The 21,353-nt window shown below is 64.9% G+C and carries 20 protein-coding genes; 9 read left to right on the top strand and 11 right to left on the bottom strand.

Translation table 11 applies throughout. The features are described from left to right. Window positions 1–194: 194 nt before the first annotated feature. Window positions 195–2,204, top strand: a complete 2,010-nt coding sequence (gene rep, locus AA0Z93_RS07000) for a DNA helicase Rep (protein WP_413045787.1) — start codon at window positions 195–197, stop codon at window positions 2,202–2,204. A gap of 126 nt (window positions 2,205–2,330) precedes the next feature. Then, entirely contained in the window at window positions 2,331–2,900 is a 570-nt protein-coding gene (locus AA0Z93_RS07005; RefSeq protein WP_413045786.1) for a xanthine phosphoribosyltransferase, read from the top strand. Between the two features lie 189 nt (window positions 2,901–3,089). Here AA0Z93_RS07005 and AA0Z93_RS07010 read toward each other — a convergent pair whose 3' ends face one another. From AA0Z93_RS07010 to dadA, 5 genes are all read right to left on the bottom strand, one after another. Next, a complete protein-coding gene (locus AA0Z93_RS07010) occupies window positions 3,090–4,958 on the bottom strand; it encodes an acetyl-CoA hydrolase/transferase C-terminal domain-containing protein (protein ID WP_413045785.1) in 1,869 nt (622 codons plus the stop codon). A 203-nt stretch (window positions 4,959–5,161) separates the two neighbouring features. Further along, window positions 5,162–5,587 carry a c-type cytochrome gene (locus tag AA0Z93_RS07015; protein ID WP_413048331.1) on the bottom strand — a complete coding sequence of 142 codons (426 nt, stop codon included), beginning with the start codon at window positions 5,585–5,587 and terminating at the stop codon, window positions 5,162–5,164. Between the two features lie 136 nt (window positions 5,588–5,723). Beyond that, window positions 5,724–6,272: a cupin domain-containing protein gene (locus tag AA0Z93_RS07020; protein WP_413045784.1), complete on the bottom strand. Its 549-nt coding sequence runs from the start codon at window positions 6,270–6,272 to the stop codon at window positions 5,724–5,726. A gap of 99 nt (window positions 6,273–6,371) precedes the next feature. After that, complete coding sequence (gene alr / locus AA0Z93_RS07025) at window positions 6,372–7,445, bottom strand: alanine racemase (RefSeq protein ID WP_413045783.1); 1,074 nt, start codon at window positions 7,443–7,445, stop codon at window positions 6,372–6,374. A 121-nt stretch (window positions 7,446–7,566) separates the two neighbouring features. Then, window positions 7,567–8,868 carry a D-amino acid dehydrogenase gene (dadA, locus tag AA0Z93_RS07030; protein ID WP_413045782.1) on the bottom strand — a complete coding sequence of 434 codons (1,302 nt, stop codon included), beginning with the start codon at window positions 8,866–8,868 and terminating at the stop codon, window positions 7,567–7,569. Between the two features lie 155 nt (window positions 8,869–9,023). On the opposite strand from dadA, the gene AA0Z93_RS07035 reads away from it, so the two are divergent. Continuing rightward, window positions 9,024–9,512, top strand: a complete 489-nt coding sequence (locus AA0Z93_RS07035) for an Lrp/AsnC ligand binding domain-containing protein (RefSeq protein WP_028693190.1) — start codon at window positions 9,024–9,026, stop codon at window positions 9,510–9,512. Between the two features lie 3 nt (window positions 9,513–9,515). Here the strand turns inward: AA0Z93_RS07035 and AA0Z93_RS07040 are convergent, their stop codons facing one another. Continuing rightward, a complete protein-coding gene (locus tag AA0Z93_RS07040; protein WP_413045781.1) occupies window positions 9,516–9,869 on the bottom strand; it encodes a YkgJ family cysteine cluster protein in 354 nt (117 codons plus the stop codon). Between the two features lie 132 nt (window positions 9,870–10,001). Between AA0Z93_RS07040 and AA0Z93_RS07045 the strand changes: the two genes are divergently transcribed. Further along, entirely contained in the window at window positions 10,002–11,282 is a 1,281-nt protein-coding gene (locus AA0Z93_RS07045) for an NAD(P)/FAD-dependent oxidoreductase (RefSeq protein ID WP_413045780.1), read from the top strand. On the opposite strand, the gene AA0Z93_RS07050 is transcribed toward AA0Z93_RS07045, so the two are convergent. Beyond that, a complete protein-coding gene (locus AA0Z93_RS07050) occupies window positions 11,283–11,678 on the bottom strand; it encodes a DUF1127 domain-containing protein (protein WP_413045779.1) in 396 nt (131 codons plus the stop codon). Between AA0Z93_RS07050 and AA0Z93_RS07055 the strand changes: the two genes are divergently transcribed. Together AA0Z93_RS07055 and AA0Z93_RS07060 are read left to right on the top strand one after the other, a co-directional pair. Continuing rightward, window positions 11,677–13,107 (top strand): PLP-dependent aminotransferase family protein, encoded by a 1,431-nt coding sequence (locus AA0Z93_RS07055; protein WP_413045778.1) that lies wholly within the window; start codon window positions 11,677–11,679, stop codon window positions 13,105–13,107. The genes AA0Z93_RS07050 and AA0Z93_RS07055 overlap by 2 nt on opposite strands. A gap of 60 nt (window positions 13,108–13,167) precedes the next feature. After that, window positions 13,168–14,724 carry a phospholipase D family protein gene (locus AA0Z93_RS07060; RefSeq protein ID WP_413045777.1) on the top strand — a complete coding sequence of 519 codons (1,557 nt, stop codon included), beginning with the start codon at window positions 13,168–13,170 and terminating at the stop codon, window positions 14,722–14,724. A gap of 10 nt (window positions 14,725–14,734) precedes the next feature. Here the strand turns inward: AA0Z93_RS07060 and AA0Z93_RS07065 are convergent, their stop codons facing one another. Beyond that, complete coding sequence (locus AA0Z93_RS07065) at window positions 14,735–15,877, bottom strand: MFS transporter (RefSeq protein ID WP_413045776.1); 1,143 nt, start codon at window positions 15,875–15,877, stop codon at window positions 14,735–14,737. A gap of 101 nt (window positions 15,878–15,978) precedes the next feature. Continuing rightward, entirely contained in the window at window positions 15,979–17,472 is a 1,494-nt protein-coding gene (locus AA0Z93_RS07070) for an aldehyde dehydrogenase (RefSeq protein ID WP_413045775.1), read from the bottom strand. 196 nt (window positions 17,473–17,668) lie between these two features. Here AA0Z93_RS07070 and AA0Z93_RS07075 point away from each other — a divergent pair, with 196 nt between their 5' ends. Both AA0Z93_RS07075 and AA0Z93_RS07080 read left to right on the top strand, forming a co-directional pair. Then, entirely contained in the window at window positions 17,669–18,028 is a 360-nt protein-coding gene (locus tag AA0Z93_RS07075) for a cupin domain-containing protein (RefSeq protein WP_413045774.1), read from the top strand. Window positions 18,029–18,729: 701 nt separating this feature from the next. Beyond that, the gene (locus AA0Z93_RS07080; RefSeq protein ID WP_413045773.1) at window positions 18,730–18,927 is read left to right on the top strand and encodes a hypothetical protein; all 198 of its coding nucleotides are present in this window, start codon (window positions 18,730–18,732) and stop codon (window positions 18,925–18,927) included. Between the two features lie 74 nt (window positions 18,928–19,001). Here the strand turns inward: AA0Z93_RS07080 and rpmG are convergent, their stop codons facing one another. Both rpmG and rpmB read right to left on the bottom strand, forming a co-directional pair. Next, complete coding sequence (rpmG, locus tag AA0Z93_RS07085) at window positions 19,002–19,157, bottom strand: 50S ribosomal protein L33 (protein WP_021702025.1); 156 nt, start codon at window positions 19,155–19,157, stop codon at window positions 19,002–19,004. A gap of 11 nt (window positions 19,158–19,168) precedes the next feature. After that, a complete protein-coding gene (rpmB, locus tag AA0Z93_RS07090) occupies window positions 19,169–19,405 on the bottom strand; it encodes a 50S ribosomal protein L28 (protein WP_028693180.1) in 237 nt (78 codons plus the stop codon). Window positions 19,406–19,764: 359 nt separating this feature from the next. Between rpmB and AA0Z93_RS07095 the strand changes: the two genes are divergently transcribed. Next, complete coding sequence (locus AA0Z93_RS07095) at window positions 19,765–21,351, top strand: ABC transporter substrate-binding protein (RefSeq protein ID WP_413045772.1); 1,587 nt, start codon at window positions 19,765–19,767, stop codon at window positions 21,349–21,351. Window positions 21,352–21,353 lie beyond the last annotated feature (2 nt).

Here is a 21,353-nt window from a genome sequence, read left to right on the forward strand (position 1 = left end):
ATGCTACTCCACAACTGGAAATGGTTCTCAACAAAATAGAGGCACATTGCCGCATATCGCGTCGCATTCTGTCGTGCATGCTGCGCCAAAGCGCACGCGGCGGCAAATGTCATTTGCACGGCGGACGGTCGCGCCATGGCCGTGCATGCCTGCTAGAATGCGCGGCTATTTTCTGGCCACCCCCGGTTTACCGCATGTCCCGACTCAACCCCCGGCAGCAGGAAGCGTGCGACTACGTCGGCGGCCCCCTCCTGGTCCTCGCCGGCGCAGGTTCGGGCAAGACCAGCGTGATCACCCGCAAGATCGCCCACCTCGTACAGAAGTGCGGCATCCGCGCCCAGTACATCGTCGCCATGACCTTCACCAACAAGGCCGCGCGCGAAATGAAGGAACGGGTCGCCACCCTGCTGCGCCCAGGCGAAGGCCGCGGGCTGACGGTCTGCACCTTCCACAACCTGGGCCTGAACATCATCCGCAAGGAGCACGCGCGCCTGGGCTACAAGCCCGGCTTCTCGATCTTCGACGAGACCGACATCAAGGCCTTGCTCTCGGACATCATGCAGAAGGAATACGCGGGCGACGACGGCATCGATGAAGTGAAGAACATGATCGGTGCCTGGAAGAACGACCTGATCCTGCCCGCCCAGGCCCTGGAAAAAGCCCGCAACCCCCGCGAGCAGACCGCCGCCATCGTCTACACCCACTACCAGCGCACGCTCAAGGCGTACAACGCGGTGGACTTCGACGACCTGATCCTGCTGCCGGTCAAGCTGTTCGAAGAGCACCGCGACGTGCTCGAACGCTGGCAGAACCGCGTGCGCTACCTGCTGGTGGACGAATACCAGGACACCAACGCCAGCCAATACCTGCTGGTGAAGATGCTCATCGGCCAGCGCAACCAGTTCACCGTGGTCGGCGACGACGACCAGTCGATCTATGCCTGGCGCGGTGCGCGTCCGGAAAACCTGATGCTGCTCAAGGAGGACTACCCCTCCCTGAAAGTAGTGATGCTCGAGCAGAACTACCGCTCCACCAGCCGCATCCTGCGCTGCGCCAACGTGCTGATCGCGCACAACCCCCACGCCTTCGAAAAGCAGCTGTGGAGCGAGATGGGCGTGGGCGACGAGATCCGCGTGATCCGCTGCAAGAACGAGGACACCGAAGCCGAGCGCGTGGCCATGGAAATCCTCACCCTGCACTTGCGCACCGACCGCCCCTACAGCGACTTCGCCATCCTCTACCGGGGCAACTACCAGGCCAAGCTGATCGAGCTCAAGCTGCAGCACCACCAGGTGCCGTATCGCCTGTCGGGCGGCAACAGCTTCTTCGGCCGCCAGGAGGTCAAGGACCTCATGGCTTACCTGCGTCTGCTGGTCAACCCCGACGACGACAACGCCTACCTGCGGGTGATCAACGTGCCGCGTCGGGAGATCGGCTCGACCACCCTGGAGAAACTCGGCAACTACGCCACCGAACGCGGCGTGTCGATGTACGCCGCCAGCGAGGAGCTGGGCCTGGGCGAACACCTGGATGCGCGCTATACCGAACGCTTGCAGCGCTTCAAGCATTGGCTCGACGGCGTGCGCCACAAGGTCGCGCTGGACGATCCGATCGCCGCGCTGCATGCCATGGTCCGTGACATCGACTACGAAAACTGGATTCGCCAGAACACCGTCAGCGACAAGGCTGCGGAGTTCCGCATCAGCAACGTCTGGTTCCTCATCGACGCCCTGAAGAACACCCTCGAAAAAGACGAAGAGGGTGACATGACCATCGAAGACGCCATCGGCAAGCTGGTCTTGCGCGACATGCTCGAGCGGCAGCAGGAAGAGGAAGACAACGCCGAAGGCGTGCAGCTGATGACCCTGCATGCGTCCAAGGGCCTGGAATTTCCGTACGTGTTCATCATGGGCATGGAGGAGGAGATCCTCCCGCACCGCTCCAGCATCGAAGCCGACACCATCGAAGAAGAACGCCGCCTGGCCTACGTGGGCATCACCCGTGCCCGGCAGACGCTGGCCTTCACCTTCGCCGCCAAGCGCAAGCAATACGGCGAGATCATCGATTGCACCCCCAGCCGCTTCCTCGACGAATTGCCGCCCGAGGATCTGGCCTGGGAAGGCTTGGACGACGCTCCGGTGGAGGTCAAGGCCGCGCGCGGCAATACTGCCCTGGCCGACATCCGAGCCATGCTCAAACGCTGACCGAGCGCCGAATTCGCAACTGAACCCACACGACGTCGCGACCCCGGTCGAGACGCACTTGAAGCATTCAACCTTTGCCCCGGCATCATGGGCCGGGGCCATTTTCGTGACATCGAGGACACCACCGTGGAAGCACTGCAGCAGAAGATTCGCGACGAAGGCATCGTGCTTTCCGACCAGGTTCTGAAAGTCGATGCGTTTCTCAACCATCAGATCGACCCGGCCCTGATGCAGTTGATCGGCGACGAATTCGCCCGCCTGTTCGCCGAGGCGGGCATCACCAAGATCGTCACCATCGAAGCTTCGGGCATCGCCCCGGCGGTGATGACCGGTCTGCGCCTGGGTGTGCCGGTGATCTTCGCGCGCAAGCACCAGTCGCTGACCTTGACCGAGAACCTGCTGACCGCGTCGGTGTATTCGTTCACCAAGCAGACCGAGAACACCGTGGCCGTCTCGCCGCGCCACCTCAACAGCAGCGACCGTGTGCTGGTGATCGACGATTTTCTGGCCAACGGCAAAGCCTCGCAGGCGCTGATCTCGATCATCAAGCAGGCCGGCGCCACCGTCGCGGGCATCGGCATCGTCATCGAGAAGTCGTTCCAGGGCGGTCGCGCCGAGCTGGACAGCCAGGGCTACCGCGTGGAATCGCTGGCGCGGGTGAAATCGTTGGCAGGTGGCGTGGTGACGTTCCTGTAAAAAGAGCGGGTGAACCCACCTCTTTAGCTGCGTCGAACCTGTTGTGCCATAGGAACGGCCGACCCGCGCTCCGACAGACCGGTGCTTCGCCGACGAGATACGCGTTTGGTGCAGGAGCGGCCGGTTCGGCGCTCCTGCACGGATTTGCGAAGGCCAGCGTGATTACACGGAGCACCGAACCAGCCGTGCCTATGGATGGCTGGTCGCTTGCAATGCGGCCAACAGCAAACGCCGTTGCAGCTTTTGCTTGAAGCCTTCGGGTGCCTCCAGCTGCATGCGCCGCACATGCGCGGCATAGGCCTCCGGCAGCGGCGCGCTCAGCGCAGCCTTGGCCAGCTCCAGCGCCTTGCCGGGTTTGGCCCGGCGCTTGAGCCAGTCCAGCGCCCGCAGCAGATCGGCCTCTTCGTCGGTGAAGTCGCTGCCCAACGGGAAGTCCGAGAAGAACTGCGCGTGGCGCGCACGAATCCGCTCCAAGCGTTCGGGGTAGTTGTCGGTGAACCGTGCAGGGAGTCGAAAATCCTTGGCCAATTTGCCGGCTTTCTTGGCCTGGTCCATGAGGCCCGCTTGGAAACGCGAATCGCACACTGCCAGCAATCGCGCGATCACCTCGCTGTCGGTCTGCCCGCGCAGGTCGGCGATGCCGTACTCGGTCACCACGATGTCGCGTAGATGGCGCGGGATGGTGCAGTGGCCGTACTGCCAATACAGGTTCGAACTGACCTTGCCCTGCGCCTCGCGCCAACTGCGCAGCAGCAATACCGAGCGCGCGCCCTCCAGCGCGTGGGCCTGGGCGACGAAGTTGTACTGCCCGCCCACGCCGCTGAGCACCCGACCGTTTTCCAGTTGGTCGGCCACACCGGCGCCCATCAGGGTCGCGGCGAACACCGTGTTGACGAAACGCGCGTCGCGACGCTGACGCCGCTTGCGCGCCTCGTCGCCGTGCAACTCGTTGATGAAGCTGATGGCGGTCATGGCGAAACGTTCGCGCTCGGCCAGGGGCATGTCGCGCAGGTGCTGGTAGAAACGTCGCGGGCCGAGGAAGAAGCCGCCATGCACCAACGCACCGTCTTCGTCGGCCGGGCGCCTTACGATGCCGGCCTCGGCCAGCACCAACAGGCCGTTGACGAACATTTCGCTGCAACCGTACAGCCCCTGCGCAAAGGGTTCGAGGCCGCCCTCTTCGTCGATCAGCGCTTGCCAGGGGCTCAGGTCCAGCGCTTCGAGCAAGCTCCGGTACCCGCCGTTGTGCTGCTCGCGGGCCAAGAGCGCCGCAGCCACCGCATCGCCCATGGCGCCGATGCCGATCTGCAAGGTGCCGCCATCGCGTACCAGGGCGCTGACGTGCAGACCGATGCAGTGGTCCTGGGTGGTCACCGGCATGTTGGGGGTGGAAAACAGACGGCGCTGCTCGGGTTCTGCGATCAGCAGGTCGAACTGGCTTTCGCTCAGCTCGGCATCGCCCGGCATGTACGGCAGCTCGGCGTGCACTTGACCGAGCACGAGAATGGTTTCGCCTGCCGCGCGGCGCTTGGCGACCATGGGCAGCAGGTCGAGGGTGATGTCCGGGTTGCAGGCCAGGCTCAACTGGCCCGGCCGTTCGGGCGTGGTCGCCACCAGCTGCGCCACCAGGTTCAGGCCCTTGGCGTTGATATCGCGGGCAGCGTGGCTGTAGTTGCTGCTGACGTAGTCCTGCTGCGCGGCGTCGCTGTGCAGCAAACTGCCGGGCTGCATGAAGAACTGCTCGACACGGATGTTGCCCGGCAGACGGTCGCGGCGCAGGTCGGCCAGGTATTCCAGTTCCTGGTAGTCCGCGAAGACCCGTTCGACGAAGGCCTCGAGAAAACGTCGCTGCAAGCCATCGCCCAAAGGCGGGCGCCCCAGGCTCAGGGCCGTGTAGATCGTGAGGCGCCGTTCGGGGCAGTCGCGGATGCGCGCATACAGCGCGTTGACGAAGGCGTTGGGTTTACCCAGGCCCAGGGGCAGGCCCATGTGGATGTGGGCCGGAAGCTGCGCCAGCACTTGGTCTACCGCCTGATCGATCGAGCACCGTTGCGCCATCGTGGCCTCCATGAGCGTCCGGGGATGCGCACGTTGGACCCATGTTCAGGCGCTTTTGCTGCACGCTTGCTCGATGTGTGCGCCGCCCGTGCGTATGTCATCCGTCGCAGCGAGCGGCTGGCGATGCAGTCTCCCTGCGAGGGTCGGTGCAACCTCGGACAGGCACTGCGCGGCGTCTGGACAGATTGCGCCAGACGTTGCGGTTACAGGCCCGACATCTTCTGGATCGCCTGCTTGAGCTCGGCGTCCGAGCAATCGGCGCACGTACCGCGGGGCGGCATGGCGTTGAGGCCGGTGATGGCCTTGGCGAGGATGCCGTCGAGCCCCCCCTGATGGTCGGCCCGTTCCTTCCAGGCGGCAGTGTCGCCGATCTTCGGCGCACCGAGCAGGCCGGGGCCGTGGCAGGCGTTGCAGTGCTTGGTGATCACCTCATCGATGTTCTTCGCACCGCCCGCACCGCCGGCCGTCGCCGCCACCTCCATGCCTTTGCATTCCTGCCCCTGGACGCACACCTGCCCCACGGGCGCGAGGCGCCTGGCAAGGTCGTCGTCGGTCGTCGCCTGGGCACCGAGCGCCCACAGGGCGAGCATAACGGCTGGGAGGGCCAGCCTCTTCTTGATCTGGTTCACGCATACACCCTCATGGTGGCTGATCTCGCCCACGGCCACGGTCCACGCGGGCGCCGGGAGTATAACGACAAGCCCCGGGCGCCGGAACGACCCCACATTGCAAAGGGCTATCGAACCGCCGATAGCCTGCGCCAGATCAAAAGTTCGAGGGGGTGGCAGCGCTGATCAGCCGCGCAGGTTCTGCGAAGGGATTGCGGAAACGATGCGGACGGGTGCTTTCGAAGTAATAGCTGTCGCCGGCTTCGAGGATGAAGGTCTCGTGGCCGACCACCAGTTCCAGGCGCCCTTCGAGCAGAATGCCGGTCTCCTCGCCATCATGGGTGAGCATCTCGATGCCGGTGTCGGCACCTGGCGGATAGATCTCGTTGAGCAAGGCGATGGCGCGATTGGGGTGGGATTTGCCGACCAGCTTCATGGTCACGGCGCCGTCGGAGATGTCGATCAGCTCGTCGGCCTTGTAGACGATCTGCGCGGTGCTTTCCGGCTCCAGCTCGACGGAAAAGAACTCGACCATCGACATGGGAATGCCGCTGAGCACCTTGCGCAGCGAGCTGATGGAAGGGCTGACGCTGTTCTTCTCGATCATCGAGATGGTGCTGTTGGTCACCCCGGCGCGCTTGGCCAACTCTCGTTGGGAGAGGCCCTTGAGCTTGCGAATGGCTTGCAGTCGTTCGCCAACGTCCAAAGCGGAGCCTCCTGAAACGGTCGAATAGCGGCAAATGTGGCCGATATGATGGCGACCGCGTTCAGGATTTACAACACCGCTGCCTGTGCGTCGGCTGCGTCACTCGCCCGCGTAATCGCGTGGCACGCGCTTGAGGTTGCAGAAGATCTGATACGGGATGGTGCCGGCCTGGATCGCCACGTCGCTGGCCAGCACCTGCTTGCCCCACAGTTCCACCGGGCTGCCGACCACCGCCTCGGGCACGTCGCTCAGGTCGACGCAGAGCATGTCCATCGACACCCGCCCGATCAACCGCGTGCGCTTGCCGGCCACCACCACCGGCGTGCCCGTGGGCGCCTGTCGGGGGTAACCGTCGGCATAACCCATGGCCACCACGCCGACGCGCGATGCCTGCGGCGTGGTGAAGTGGCCGCCGTAGCCCACCGGCTCGCCGGCTGGCAGTTCGCGCACGCTGATCAGGCGCGATTGCAGGGTCATCACCGGTTGCAGGCGCGTGGCTTCGGCCTGGGGCACCTCGAAGGGCGTGGCGCCGTAGAGCATGATGCCGGGGCGTGCCCAGTCGCTGCGCACCTGGGGCCAACCCAGCACGGCCGGCGAATTGCTCAGGCTGCACTCGGCCGCCAGGCCCTCGCGGGCGGCCTGGAACACCGCCAGCTGCTGCGCGGTGGTCTCGACGTCGAGCTCGTCGGCGCGGGCGAAGTGGGTCATCAACACGATGCGCGCCACCTTGCCGCTGGCCAGCAGCCGCTGGTAGCCGTCGCGGTATTCGAGCGGCGACAAGCCGGCGCGGTGCATGCCGCTGTCGAGCTTGAGCCAGATCTTGAGGGGCTTGTGCACAGGCGTTCGTTCGATGGCCTGCAACTGCCACAGTGAATGCACCACGCACCACAGGTCGTGCTCGGCGATCAGCGCCAGCTCGCTGGCCTCGAAAAAGCCTTCGAGCAGCAGCACCGGTGCCTCGATCCCCGCCGCGCGCAGTTCCAGCGCCTCTTCGATGCAGGCCACGGCGAAGCCGTCCGCCTCGGCTTCCAGTGCCAGCGCGCAACGCACCGCGCCATGGCCATAGGCATCGGCCTTGACCACGGCCAACGCCTTGGCGCCAGATAGCTCGCGGGCGAGACGGTAGTTGTGGCGCAAGGCCTGGAGGTCGATCAGGGCACGGGCGGGACGCATGTCTGCAGCCTTCTGGCAGGTCGGGTGGAAAGACGAACCCAGGCACGCCATGGCCCGGGTTTGCAAAGGCCGGCATGCCGGCGCTGGTTTCGCAGGGCCGGCACACCGGCCCTGTAGGCGATTACGAGTGGGCCGGCGTCGGCTGGCCCTGGCGAGCGGCGCTCTGCCCATGGCCATAGCGCGAGATGTCCAGCCCCGCCGCACTGATCTGCGGCGTCTTGCGCGCGATCAGATCCGCCAGCAAACGCCCGGAACCGCAGGCCATGGTCCAGCCCAGGGTGCCATGGCCGGTGTTGAGGAACAGATTGCGCAGCCGGGTGGCGCCGACGATGGGCGTGCCATCGGGGGTGGCCGGACGCAGACCGGTCCAGAACTCGGCCTGGCGCAGGTCGCCGCCGCGAGGATAGAGATCGTTGACGATCATCTCCAGCGTTTCTCGTCGGCGCGGGTTGAGACCGAGGTCGAAACCGGCGATTTCGGCCATGCCGCCCACGCGGATGCGCTCGTCGAAACGGGTGATCGCTACCTTGTAGGTTTCGTCGAGGATGGTCGAGGTCGGCGCCATGGCCGCATCGGTGATCGGCACGGTCAGCGAATAACCCTTGAGCGGGTAGACCGGCGCCTTGATGCCGAGCGGCTTGAGCAGCTGCGGGGAGTAGCTGCCCAGGGCCAGCACGTAACGATCGGCGGTCTCCAGCTTGTCGTCGATCAGCACACCGTCGATGCGCTCGCCGCTTGCCTGCAACTGCTGGATGTTCTGCCCGAAACGGAATTCCACACCCAACTGCCGGGCCATCTCGGCCAGGCGCGTGGTGAACAGCTGGCAGTCGCCGGTCTGGTCGTTGGGCAGGCGCAGCGCGCCGGCGAGGATGTCCTTGACCCCGGCCAGGGCCGGCTCGACCCGGGCGATGCCGTCGCGGTCGAGCAACTCGAAGGGCACACCGGAACGTTCCAGCACGGCGATGTCCTTGGCGGCGGCATCGACCTGGGCCTGGGTGCGGAACACCTGGGTGGTGCCCAAGGTGCGGCTCTCGTAGGCGATGCTGGTTTCGGCGCGCAGCTCGTCGAGGCAGTCGCGGCTGTACTCGGACAGACGCACCATGCGTTCCTTGTTCAGGGCATAGCGGCTGGCGGTGCAGTTGCGCAGCATCTGCGCCATCCACAGGTACTGGTCGACGTCGCCGGTGAGCTTGATGGCCAGGGGCGCGTGGCGTTCGAGCAGCCACTTGATGGCCTTGAGCGGCACTCCTGGCGCGGCCCAGGGCGAGGCATAGCCGGGCGAGATCTGGCCGGCGTTGGCAAAGCTGGTTTCCATGGCCACCGCCGGCTGGCGATCGACCACGGTCACCTGAAAACCTTGCCGGGCCAGGTAGTAAGCGCTGACGGTGCCGATCACACCGCCACCCAGTACCAGAACTCGCATTGTCGCTTCCTTTGCGCGGCGTGCCGCGGGCATTCGCTGAGGTGGATGAGAATGGGCGCAGTATAAAAACTACCCGCCAGTGCATTCCACTGTATAAACGCCTATATTTGGCGACAATTCTCGGCACTTTCGCCTTTCACGGAGGGGCATCCCCTATGAGAACCCAGCATCAGAGCAAGCGCGAACTGGACAAGATCGACCGCAACATCCTGCGCATCTTGCAGAACGACGGACGTATCTCGTTCACCGAGCTGGGCGAAAAGGTCGGCCTCTCCACCACGCCCTGCACCGAGCGCGTACGCCGCCTGGAGCGCGAGGGCATCATCATGGGCTACAACGCCCGCCTCAACCCACAGCACCTGAAGGGCAGCCTGCTGGTGTTCGTCGAAATCGGCCTGGACTACAAGTCGGGCGACACCTTCGAGGAATTCCGCCGCGCCGTGCTCAAGCTGCCCCACGTGCTGGAGTGCCATCTGGTGTCGGGTGACTTCGACTATCTGGTCAAGGCGCGGATTTCCGAAATGGCCTCCTACCGCAAGCTGCTCGGCGACATCCTGCTCAAGCTGCCCCATGTGCGCGAGTCGAAGAGCTACATCGTCATGGAAGAAGTCAAAGAGAGCCTGTGCCTGCCGATTCCGGATTGAGCCTCAGACCAGCACCTGCCGGGTGCTGGCGATGAAGCGGTGCACCAGGCGCTCGGCCTCGGGTTCGATCGGCGTCTTTGGCCCGCGGCCGCGGGGGCAGGCCATGCGCGGCGTGGTGCCGAACAGTCGGCAGATCATCGGTCGGTTTTCGTACACGGTGCAGCCATCTGGCCCAAGATGCACGCAGTCCAGGCGCTCCAGCGCCGCCGCCTGCTCGGCCGCCGACTTGCGCGGCAGGCAGGCCATTTCCTCGCTGGAAGTGGTCACCGGCCCGCAGCAGTCGTGGCAGCCGGGTTCGCAGGCGAAGGTGGGGATCAGCTCGCGCAGAAAGTGGATCTTGTGGCGGTTGTCGGGCATCGGCAAAACACAGGGTCGGGAAAATGGCCCGCCAGTGTAAGGCAAGCGTCTGGCCTACCCAATCGCCCAGGGGTTGGCGCGGTGCAAAGGCAGCGCTTATCCTCGCCTCCTCGCCTTGCCCAGGACATACCCATGCCACACGCCGCTTCCTATTACGCCGCCAGTAGCGTGGCCCAACCCGATCATCCTGCGCTCAGTGGGATGCAACGCGCCGACGTCTGCATCGTCGGCGGCGGCTTCTCCGGGGTCAATACCGCCATCGAACTCGCCGAGCGCGGCCTCTCGGTGATCGTACTGGAAGCGCAGCGCATGGGCTGGGGCGCCAGCGGGCGCAACGGCGGACAACTGATTCGCGGCGTCGGCCATGGCCTGGAGCAGTTCCGCAAGACGCTCGGCGACGACGGTGTGCGCAGCTTGAAGCTGATGGGCCTGGAAGCGGTGGAGATCGTGCGCCAGCGTGTCGAGCGCCATGCCATCGCCTGCGACCTGACCTGGGGCTACTGCGACCTGGCGAACAAACCCGGCGAGCTGGACGGTTTCGCCGAGGACGCCGAGGAACTGCGCGGCCTGGGCTATGCCCATGAGCTGCGCCTGGTCAGCCAGGCCGACATGCACCAGGTGGTGGGCAGCCAGCGCTATGCCGGCGGCCTGATCGACATGGGCTCGGGGCACCTGCACCCGTTGAACCTGGCATTGGGCGAGGCGGCCGTGGCCGCGCAACTGGGCGTCGGTCTGTACGAGGCATCGCCCGTCACGCGCATCGACTACGGCCCGCAGGTGGTGGTGCACACCGCCCAAGGCCAGGTCCGTGCCGACACGTTGGTGCTGTGCTGCAACGCCTACCTCAACGGCCTCAACCGCGAGTTGGGCGGCAAGGTGCTGCCGGCCGGTAGCTACATCATCGCCACCGAGCCACTGGGGGAAGAACGCGCCCGTCAGTTGCTGCCGCAGAACATGGCGGTGTGCGACCAGCGGGTGGCCGTGGACTACTACCGACTGTCGGCCGACAAGCGCCTGCTGTTCGGCGGCGCCTGCCATTACTCGGGACGCGACCCGCAGGACATCGCCGCCTACATGCGGCCGAAGATGCTCAAGGTGTTCCCGCAACTGGCCGATGTGCGCATCGACTACCAGTGGGGCGGGATGATCGGCATCGGTGCCAACCGTCTGCCGCAGATCGGTCGCCTGGCCAGCCAGCCCAACGTGTTCTACGCCCAGGCCTACTCCGGGCATGGCCTGAACGCCACGCACCTGGCCGGGCGCCTGCTTGGCGAGGCCATCAGCGGCCAGGCCGGCGGGCGCTTCGAACTGTTCGACAAGGTGCCGCACATGACCTTCCCCGGCGGCCAGCACCTGCGCTCGCCGCTGTTGGCGCTGGGCATGCTCTGGCATCGGCTCAAGGAGCTGGTGTAGTCAGCCCTTCCAGAACGGTTTGGCGGCTTCCGCGTGGGCCTGTTGCAGGCTCAGGCCCACATCGCGCAGTTCCGCCTCGGTCAGCGTCAGCAGGGCCTGGCGGGTGTGCCAGCGGCGCAGCAGGCGCTGCAGGCGTGTCGGCCTGGGTTGGGCGCCGCGCTCGTCGAGCGCGACGGGCTGAATGTCCGATGTCGGCGAAACCTCGCTGAACCCATTCATGGTGGCTGCTTCCTGATCGTGGCTGGACAGGAGCATAGGATGCCGCGCGCCGCGCCCGAGGATACAGATCCAATCAAAGACGATTAAACCCACACAGATCGCGCCGAAGCAGGCATGAATGCTGTATTTTCCTGCGATCTGTACCGGTTTCTCCCGTTCACCCCAGGAGCGTGTCATGACGCTGTACGTCAACCTCGCCGAATTGCTCGGCACCCGCATCGAGCAGGGCTTGTACCGTCCGGGCCAGCGCCTGCCCTCGGTGCGCGCGCTGAGCCTGGAACATGGCGTGAGCCTGAGTACCGTGCAGCAGGCCTACCGCCTGCTCGAAGACAACGGCCTGGTCTCACCGCGGCCGAAGTCCGGCTACTTCGTCAACGAGGGGCGCAGCCAGGCGGCGCTGCCTGCGGTCAGTCGGCCGGCGCAACGGCCGGTGGAAATCTCCCAGTGGGAGCAGGTGTTGGACCTGATGAGCAGCACTCCAAGCCGCGAGGTGATCCAACTGGGGCGTGGCATGCCCGACGTCGACACCACCACTCTCAAGCCCCTGCTGCGCAGCCTGGCGCAGCTCAGCCGGCGCCTGGACATGCCTGGGCTGCATTACGACACCATCCACGGCAACCTGCGCCTGCGCGAACAGATCGCCCGCCTTACCCTCGATTCCGGCTGCCACCTGGCCGCCACCGACGTGGTGGTGACCACCGGTTGCCACGAGGCGCTGTCGTGCGCCATCCGCGCGGTGTGCGAACCGGGCGACATCGTCGCAGTGGAGTCGCCGAGCTTCCACGGTGCCATGCAGACGCTCAAGGGCTTGGGCATGAAGGCCATGGAGATTCCCACCGATCCACTGACCGGGATCAGTCTCGAAGCGCTGGAGCTGGCGTTGGAGCAGTGGCCGATCAAGCTCATCCAGGTCACCCCCAGCTGCAACAACCCGCTGGGCTACGTCATGCCCGAGGCGCGCAAGAAAGCCCTGCTGAACCTGGCCCAACGCTTCGATGTGGCGATTCTCGAAGACGACGTGTATGGCGATCTGGCCTACACCTACCCCCGCCCACGCACGATCAAGTCGTTCGACGACGACGGCCGCGTGCTGCTCTGCAGTTCGTTCTCCAAGACCCTGGCGCCGGGCCTGCGGGTGGGCTGGGTGGCACCTGGGCGTTACCTGGAGCGGGTGCTGCACATGAAGTACATCAGCACCGGCTGCACCGCCGCCCAGCCGCAGCTGGCGATCGCCGACTTCATCGCCGAAGGCCATTACCAGCCGCACCTGCGCCGCCTGCGCAGCCAGTACCAACGCAGCCGCGATGTGATGAGCGATTGGGTGGCGCGGTATTTCCCGGCCGGCACCCGCGTCAGCCGTCCACAGGGCGGGTTCATGCTGTGGGTGGAATTGCCCGAGCACTTCGATACCTTGCGGCTCAACCGGGCGTTGCTCGAACAAGGGGTACAGATTGCCGTGGGCAGTATCTTTTCCGCCGCCGGCAAATACCGTCACTGCCTGCGCATGAACTACGCCGTGCGCCCCTCGGCCGAACTCGAAGCCGCAGTGTGCCGTGTGGGTGAAACCGTGGGGCGTCTGCTGGCAGAAGACGACAGTGCCGGGTAACTTTGTGCTGCCCTGCAGGGTCAATACCTGCGGACTCACCGCGTACAGGACGCCTCCATCTTGAAACTCCAGCGAGCACTGCCTCTCGTACTGGCGCTGCTGTTCGGCCTGGCCGGTTGCGCCAGCGTCAGCCCACCACGCCAGACCAGCCAGGCCCTGCCCGCCGAGCAATCGCCATTCGGCCGCTCGGTGCTGAGCCAAGCGGCGGTCCACGACGGCCGTTCCGGTTTCCGTCTGCTGCCCAACAGCACCGAAGCCTTCCATGCCCGCGCCGAGCTGCTGCGCAACGCACAGACCAGCATCGACCTGCAGTACTACATCGTCCATGACGGCCTCAGCACCCGCGCCCTGGTCCACGAACTGCTCGCTGCCGCCGACCGCGGTGTGCGCGTGCGCGTGTTGCTCGACGACACCACCAGCGACGGCCTGGACAGCCTGATCGGCACCCTCGCCGCCCACCCCAACATCCAGATCCGCGTGTTCAACCCGCTGCACCTGGGCCGCAGCACGGGCTTGACGCGCACCGCCGGGCGCCTGTTCAACCTGTCGCTGCAGCACCGGCGCATGCACAACAAGTTGTTCCTGGCGGACAACAGCATGGCCATCGTCGGTGGTCGCAACCTGGGCGACGAATACTTCGACGCCGAGCCCAACCTCAATTTCACCGACATCGACATGCTCGGCATCGGCCCGATCGCCGACCAGTTGGGCCACAGCTTCGACCAGTACTGGAACAGCGCCCTGAGCCGGCCAATCATCGATTTTCTCTGGCGCGAACCCGACGCCGACGCCCTCAAGACCAGTCGCCAGCGCCTCGACGCCTCGCTGGCCAAGGCGCGGGTCGAGCGCAAGGCACTGTACGACCGGCTGATGGCCTGGCAACGGGCACCGCGCCTGGCGCAGTGGCGCAAGGAGCTGATCTGGGCACATGGCCAGGCGCTGTGGGATGCGCCGAGCAAGGTGCTGGCCAAGGACGAACCCGATCCGCAATTGCTGATGACCCAGCAACTGCTGCCCGAGCTACAGCAGGTGCAGCACGAGCTGATTCTGATCTCGGCCTATTTCGTGCCGGGCAAGACGGGCTTGGTCTACCTCACCGGCCGCGCCGACCAGGGCGTAAGCGTCAAGCTGCTGACCAACGCCCTGGAAGCCACCGACGTGCCAGCGGTGCATGGGGGTTACGCACCCTATCGCCGCACCCTGCTCGAACATGGCGTGCAGCTGTTCGAGCTGCGCCGCCAACCCGGCGACCCCAGTTCCACGCACGGCTTGAATTTCCGTGGCAGTTCCGATTCCAGCCTGCACAGCAAAGCGATGGTCTTCGACCGGCACAAGACCTTCGTCGGCTCGTTCAACTTCGATCCGCGTTCGGTGCTGTGGAACACCGAGGTAGGCGTGCTGGTGGACAGCCCGAAACTGGCCGAATACACCCGTGCGCTGGCCTTGCAGGGCATGGCCCCGGACGTCAGCTACCGACCCGAATTGCAGGACGGCAAGCTGGTGTGGATCACCGAGGACAACGGCCAGATCCATACCCTGACCCGCGAGCCCGGCGGCCTGTGGCGACGCTTCAACGCTTGGGTGGCCCAGGCGGTAGGGCTGGAGCGGATGCTCTAGCGCGGCCGGCTCATGCCTTGGCGGCGGGCGCGAACGCGCCGGGGCGCTGGGTCAGCCAGACCAGTCCCGCAGCGCCGGCGGCCATGATCCACAGCAGCGCATGGCCGCTGATCCACTGGCTGCCCGCCCCGGCCAGCAATGGCCCGAGCAGGCAGCCGATGCCCCACAGCTGGGCCACGTGGGCATTGGCCCTGACCAACGCATCGTCCCGATAGCGCTCGCCGATCAGCACCAGCGACAAGGTGAACAGGCCACCGGCGCTGGCGCCGAACAGCACCCACAGCGGCCAGATCGCAGGCGTATGCAGCAGTAGCGGGATCGTCAGGCTGGCGATCAGCAAGATCACCGCGCAGCCGGTGAACAGCAGACGCCGCGACAGGCGATCGGCCAGCGCGCCGATCGGCAGTTGCAGCACCGCATCGCCCACCACCACGGTACTGACCATGAACAGTGCCAGCTCGGCGGTGAAACCTTGCTGCAGGCAATACACCGGCAACAGCGTCAGAATCATCGCCTCGAAGGCGGCGAACAAGGCGATGGCCCAGGCGATCACCGGCAGGCTGCGGCAGAAGCCGGCCAGGTCGCGCAGGCCGACACTGCACGCTTCGGTGACGGGCGCGCCGTCACGGCCCAGCAGTATCAGCGGCGACAGCAGCAACAGCCCGGTGGCGGCCCAGAAACCGAAATCGTCGCCCGAGCCCAGTACGCCCAGCAGCAGCGGCCCGGCCAACTGGCTAAGGGCGTAGCTGCTGCCATACAGCGCCACCAGACGCCCACGCCACTGCTCGACCACCAACTGGTTGATCCAGCTCTCGCCCAGCACGAACACCACGGTCAGCGACATGCCGATCAATAGGCGCAGCCCCAGCCACAAGGGGTAGCTGGGCAGCACGGCCACCAGCGCGATCGACAGCGCCCCGCCCCAGAGGCACAGACGCATCGCTGCCGGCACTCCGACCCAACCCGCCAGCCGGCTGGCGAAGCTCGCCCCCAGCAGCACGCCCAGCGCCGGCATGGCGGCCATCACGCCGATGGCGAAGCTGCCGTAGCCCTGCTGCTCCAGGCGCAGCGACACCAGCGGCATGCTCACGCCCAGCGCCAGGCCCACGCTCAAGACGGCCGACAGTACGGCGAAATAGGTTGCCCAGCGCATGGCGGTTCCTTGGCAGAAGTGTGCGAACGACAGAAACGGCGCAGCCGGACCGACGTATCGGCCCGGCTGCGGGTACGGCCTCAGGGGCTTGGACTGGGCCGTTAGAGCTTGATCCAGGTAGCCTTCAGCTCGGTGTATTTCTCCAGCGCATGCAGCGACTTGTCACGGCCGTTGCCCGACTGCTTGAAGCCGCCGAACGGCGCGGTCATGTCGCCGCCATCGTACTGGTTGACCCACACGCTGCCGGCGCGCACGGCGCGGGCGGTCTTGTGCGCCTTGGAGATGTCCGCCGTCCAGATGCCTGCGGCCAGACCATAGGGCGTGTCGTTGGCGATGGCGATGGCTTCTTCGGCAGTGTCGAAGGTGATCACCGACAGCACGGGGCCGAAGATCTCCTCCTGGGCGATCTTCATGGCGTTGGTCACGCCGTCGAAGATGGTCGGCTCGACGTAGGTGCCGCCGGTCTCTTCGAAGATGCGTTTGCCACCGGTGAGCAGCGTGGCGCCGTCCTGATGGCCGGCATTGATGTACGACAGTACGGTGTTCATCTGCTGGGTATCGACCAGGGCGCCGACGGTGGTCGCCGGGTCCAGCGGGTTGCCCGGCTTCCAGGCCTTGAGGGCCTCGACCACTTTTGGCAGGAACTGGTCGCGGATCGAGCGCTCCACCAGCAGCCGCGAGCCGGCGGTGCACACTTCGCCCTGGTTGAAGGCGATGGCGCTGGCCGCTGCCTGGGCGGCGGCGTCCAGGTCGGGGGCGTCGGCGAAGACGATGTTCGGGCTTTTGCCACCGGCTTCCAGCCAGACGCGCTTCATGTTCGACTCGCCGGCATAGATCATCAGCTGCTTGGCGATGCGGCTGGAGCCGGTGAACACCAGGGTGTCGACGTCCATGTGCAGGGCCAGGGCCTTGCCCACCGTGTGGCCGTAGCCGGGCAGCACGTTGAGCACGCCGGCGGGGATGCCCGCCTCGATCGCCAGCTGGGCGATGCGGATGGCGGTCAGCGGGGATTTCTCCGACGGTTTGAGCACCACCGAGTTACCGGTCGCCAGGGCCGGGCCGAGCTTCCAGCAGGCCATCATCAAGGGGAAGTTCCAGGGCACGATGGCCGCGACCACACCGACCGGCTCGCGGGTGACCAGGCCAAGCTGGTCGTGGGGCGTGGGCGCCACCTCGTCGTAGACCTTGTCGATGGCTTCGGCAGTCCAGTGCACGGCATTGGCCGCGCCGGGGATGTCGATGCTGGAGGAATCGCCGATCGGTTTACCCATGTCGAGGGTTTCCAGCAGCGCCAGCTCTTCGACGTTGGCGCGCATCAGCTCGGCGAAGCGGATCAGACGCGCCTTGCGTTTGGCCGGGGCCAGTCCCGACCAGACGCCGGAATCGAAGGTGGCGCGGGCGTTTTCCACGGCCCGGTTGGCGTCGGCTACGTCGCAACTGGCAATCTTGGCGAGGAAGCGACCATCGACCGGGCTGAGGCAGTCGAAGGTTTCTCCGGCGCTGGCGTCGGTGTACTCGCCGTTGATGAAGGCGCGGCCTTCGATCTTCAGTTGCTGTGCACGTTGTTCCCAATCCGCATGCGTCAGGGTGGTCATACCCAAATCCTCCTCTTGTAAGGGTGCAACGCCGCACTGAGGGCGCGCAGGCGTTGTCTGAAAATACTGGCCGGGCAACGAGTGCGCACAGGCGCTAGCACCCTAAACCAGGCCGATCAAACTATCAATATATTTGACATGATCGGCATTTAAGACCTCATATGTTCATTTTATTAAACATTCACGGGGATCCATCATGAGCATCGCCACCATCATAGACTTCGCCCAGGCCCTGACCGAGGCCGAGCGCTACCGACCGGCCGCGGAAAAAATTCTCGCCGGCGATCCCGACCAATTGATCTATAACCACTATGCCAGCCCATGTGGCCAGTTCGCTGCGGGCGTGTGGGAAGGTGCCATAGGACGCTGGACGGTCAACTACACCGAGCACGAGTACTGCGAGATCGTTCAAGGCGTGTCGGTGCTGCGCGACGAAGCCGGCGATGCGAAAACCCTGCGCGCGGGTGATCGCTTCGTGATTCCCGCCGGCTTCAAAGGTAGCTGGGAGGTGTTGGAGCCGTGCCGCAAGATCTATGTCATGTTCGAGGCTACTTAGGCTCCACACCGAGCTTTGACATACCCGTCAGGCGAGACGGGAACAGGTGGTCGCGCAGGGTTCGGGTTCGTGCTGCAGGCCAGGCGCTGCAACGGTTTCGGCAGCCTGACGCAGGCTGCAGCCTTCCGCACAAAGCCTGGCATTGAGTACGCTGTGCCATTTGTCTGATGCAGTCTGCAAGCGACTGCGCTCGACCATCGCGCCGCTCACTCGGAGCACGTCACTGAAGGAGATAGGCCATGGCTACAGATACCCTTGTTTCGGCCAAGCACCTGCTTGGTTCGGTGTATGGGAAAGTGTCAAACCCTACGTCCGCGAGCTGACGGGCCTGCGCAGGGCCATCGAAGCTGGCGAGACGGCGACCGAGCAATGGCCAATGATCGCGTCTCCCACGTCGTTGACGACGCAGGCCGCATCACCGACCCGTACATCGCATGACCCCGAAACCGCCAGCGTCATTTTCGAAAGACCCGCGTTCGCAAGACCGCGGGTCTTCCATGTCCGCGACGCCCTCTTCTTCTCTGCGAACGGGCGTGCCTCACCTCACGGGCATGCGGTCAGGCTCTCGATGCCCGATGCTCCAGGCGTATATGACAGGCACTGAAGCGGTGCCGTCCTAAATACCTAACGCGGGCTGGCGCTACGAGCGCTGGATCATGGGCGCGCTCAATGTCGAGCACTTCTTGTACAGGAGAAACACCATGACCACAGATCCACTCGCTCCAGCACGCCATGTGATCGGCTCGCGTTATGTCGCAAGTGTCAAACCCTACATCCTTGAGTTGACCGGTCTGTCCCAGGCCGCAGGCCCCGGCGATGTGACCACCATGGACATCCGCAGCGACCGCGTTCTTATCCAGGTGGACGACGGCCAGATCGCCGAGTTGGTGATCCGCTAAGTCGGCTCCGCATTCGAGCGCATAAAAAAACCCGCCTCCTTTCGGAGGCGGGTTTTTTTCAAGTCGCCGATCAATTACTTGATCTTGGCTTCCTTGTAGGTCACGTGCTTGCGGACGACCGGATCGTATTTCTTGATCTCGATCTTGTCCGGGGTAGTACGCTTGTTCTTGTCGGTGGTATAGAAGTGGCCAGTGCCAGCGCTCGATACCAGACGGATCAATTCACGCATGATGCTCTCCCTTAAACCTTGTTGCCGGCGCGACGGATGTCGACCAGGACGGCATCGATGCCGCGCTTGTCGATGATACGCATACCTTTGGCGGAAACGCGCAGACGCACGAAACGCTTCTCGGATTCAACCCAGAAACGGTGATGCTGCAGGTTCGGCAGGAAACGACGACGGGTTTTGTTGTTTGCGTGGGAAATGTTATTCCCGGTTACCGGACCCTTACCGGTAACTTGACAGACTCTCGACATGCCTCAGCCCTCTAAAACCACATGCCCAACCCGGCATGGGTTGGCCGCTTAATCTCTCAGTCTTGGCGCCAGGCGCCGTATTTCAGGGGTCTTATTCGACCGGACCCGCTTGCGCGGCAGACCGAGCCCCTAGAAAAGAGCGCTGCTTTATACCAGAAAGACTTGTGCACAACAACTCTCCGCGTACATCGGAGCACGCCAGCACGGCTGCGGTCGGCCCGTGCGCAAGGCTGACGAAGCTTGCGCCGTTCGTCGCCGAATTAATCGCCAAGGCTGTGGTCATTTGCAGGCATCACCCCTACTGTAGGACGTTTCCAGCCAGAACCGGCCGATAGCCACCGACCCATCGAGGATTCCCCATGCGTGCCGCCGCGCTTTGCTTCGCGTTTTCTTCACTGTTTGCCGCAGGCATCGCTCAGGCCGCCCCGCTGGTGGTGTGCACCGAAGCCAGCCCCGAAGGGTTCGATGTGGTGCAGTACAACTCGCTGACCACCACCAATGCCTCGGCCGACGTGCTGATGAACCGCCTGGTGGAGTTCGACGCCGCGCAAGGCAAGGTCGTGCCGAGCCTGGCGCAGAGCTGGAACGTCTCATCCGATGGGCTGACCTACGACTTCACCTTGCGCAAAGGCGTGAAATTCCACAGCACCGCCTACTTCAAGCCCAGCCGCGAGCTGCAGAGCGACGACGTGCTGTTCAGCTTCCAGCGCATGCTCTACCCGGCCCACGCCTGGTACAAGACCGCGCCGGGCGGCTACCCGCATGCCCAGTCGCTGCAACTGGGCAGCCTGATCAAGTCGGTCGAAGCGCCTACGGCCGATACCGTACGCTTCACCCTCGACCACCCCGACGCCACCTTCCTTGCTACCCTGAGCATGGGCTTCGCCTCGATCTACTCGGCCGAATACGCAGACAAACTGATGAAGGCCGGCACGCCGGACAAGCTCAACAGCCAACCCATCGGCACCGGTCCCTTCGTGTTCCAGCGCTTCCAGAAGGACGCCCAGGTGCGCTACCGCGCCAACGCCGACTATTTCGCCGGCAAACCGGCCGTCGACCCGCTGATCTACGCGATCGCGCCGGATGCCACCGTGCGCCTGCAAAAGCTCAAGCGCAACGAGTGCCAGGTGGCCTTGTCGCCCAAGCCGCTGGACATCGCCGAGGCGCAGAAGGACAGCACCTTGCAAGTGGCCAGCACGCCGGCCTTCATGACCGCCTTCGTGGCCTTCAACAGCCAGCACCCGCCGCTGGACAAACCCGAGGTGCGCCAGGCCATCAACCTGGCGTTCGACAAGCACGCCTACCTGCAAGCCGTGTTCGAGAACACCGGCACCGTGGCCGACGGGCCTTACCCGCCGACCACCTGGAGCTATGCCAAGAACCTCCCCGGCTACCCCACCGACCTGACCAAGGCCAAGGCGCTGATGACCAAGGCCGGCCTCGCCGACGGCTTCAGCACCACGATCTGGACGCGTCCGTCCGGCAGCCTGCTCAACCCCAACCCGAGCCAGGGTGCGCAGATGTTGCAGAAAGACCTCGCCAAGCTCGGTATCAAGGCGCAAATCCGCGTGATCGAATGGGGCGAGCTGATCCGCCGCGCCAAGCAGGGCGAGCACGACCTGCTGTTCATGGGCTGGGCCGGCGACAACGGCGACCCGGACAACTTCCTCACGCCGCAGTTTTCCTGCGCCGCCGTGCAGTCGGGCACCAACTTCGCGCGCTTCTGCGACCCGCGCCTCGACCAGCTGATCAGCGCCGGCCGCACCACTGCCGACCAGAGCGTGCGTAGCCGTCTGTACCAGCAGGCGCAAACGCTGATCCAGCAACAGGCGCTATGGTTGCCGCTGGCGCACCCGTCCGCTTCCACCTTGCTGCGCAAAGGTGTCGAGCACTATCAGGTAAGCCCGTTCGGACGCCTGGACTTCACCAAGGTCAGCGTCGACTAGGA

The organism is Pseudomonas phoenicis (assembly GCF_047302395.1).
In the GTDB taxonomy this organism is placed as follows: domain Bacteria; phylum Pseudomonadota; class Gammaproteobacteria; order Pseudomonadales; family Pseudomonadaceae; genus Aquipseudomonas.

Bases quoted from the DNA above. Each gene is read 5' to 3' on its own strand.
- rep (WP_413045787.1), top strand. From the start codon at position 195: ATGTCCCGACTCAACCCCCGGCAGCAGGAAGCGTGCGACTACGTCGGC.
- AA0Z93_RS07010 (WP_413045785.1), bottom strand. From the start codon at position 4,958: ATGGCGCAACGGTGCTCGATCGATCAGGCGGTAGACCAAGTGCTGGCG.
- alr (WP_413045783.1), bottom strand. From the start codon at position 7,445: ATGCGTCCCGCCCGTGCCCTGATCGACCTCCAGGCCTTGCGCCACAAC.
- dadA (WP_413045782.1), bottom strand. From the start codon at position 8,868: ATGCGAGTTCTGGTACTGGGTGGCGGTGTGATCGGCACCGTCAGCGCT.
- AA0Z93_RS07035 (WP_028693190.1), top strand. From the start codon at position 9,024: ATGAGAACCCAGCATCAGAGCAAGCGCGAACTGGACAAGATCGACCGC.
- AA0Z93_RS07040 (WP_413045781.1), bottom strand. From the start codon at position 9,869: ATGCCCGACAACCGCCACAAGATCCACTTTCTGCGCGAGCTGATCCCC.
- AA0Z93_RS07045 (WP_413045780.1), top strand. From the start codon at position 10,002: ATGCCACACGCCGCTTCCTATTACGCCGCCAGTAGCGTGGCCCAACCC.
- AA0Z93_RS07055 (WP_413045778.1), top strand. From the start codon at position 11,677: ATGACGCTGTACGTCAACCTCGCCGAATTGCTCGGCACCCGCATCGAG.
- AA0Z93_RS07050 (WP_413045779.1), bottom strand. From the start codon at position 11,678: ATGACACGCTCCTGGGGTGAACGGGAGAAACCGGTACAGATCGCAGGA.
- AA0Z93_RS07065 (WP_413045776.1), bottom strand. From the start codon at position 15,877: ATGCGCTGGGCAACCTATTTCGCCGTACTGTCGGCCGTCTTGAGCGTG.
- AA0Z93_RS07070 (WP_413045775.1), bottom strand. From the start codon at position 17,472: ATGACCACCCTGACGCATGCGGATTGGGAACAACGTGCACAGCAACTG.
- AA0Z93_RS07075 (WP_413045774.1), top strand. From the start codon at position 17,669: ATGAGCATCGCCACCATCATAGACTTCGCCCAGGCCCTGACCGAGGCC.
- AA0Z93_RS07080 (WP_413045773.1), top strand. From the start codon at position 18,730: ATGACCACAGATCCACTCGCTCCAGCACGCCATGTGATCGGCTCGCGT.
- rpmG (WP_021702025.1), bottom strand. From the start codon at position 19,157: ATGCGTGAATTGATCCGTCTGGTATCGAGCGCTGGCACTGGCCACTTC.
- rpmB (WP_028693180.1), bottom strand. From the start codon at position 19,405: ATGTCGAGAGTCTGTCAAGTTACCGGTAAGGGTCCGGTAACCGGGAAT.
- AA0Z93_RS07095 (WP_413045772.1), top strand. From the start codon at position 19,765: ATGCGTGCCGCCGCGCTTTGCTTCGCGTTTTCTTCACTGTTTGCCGCA.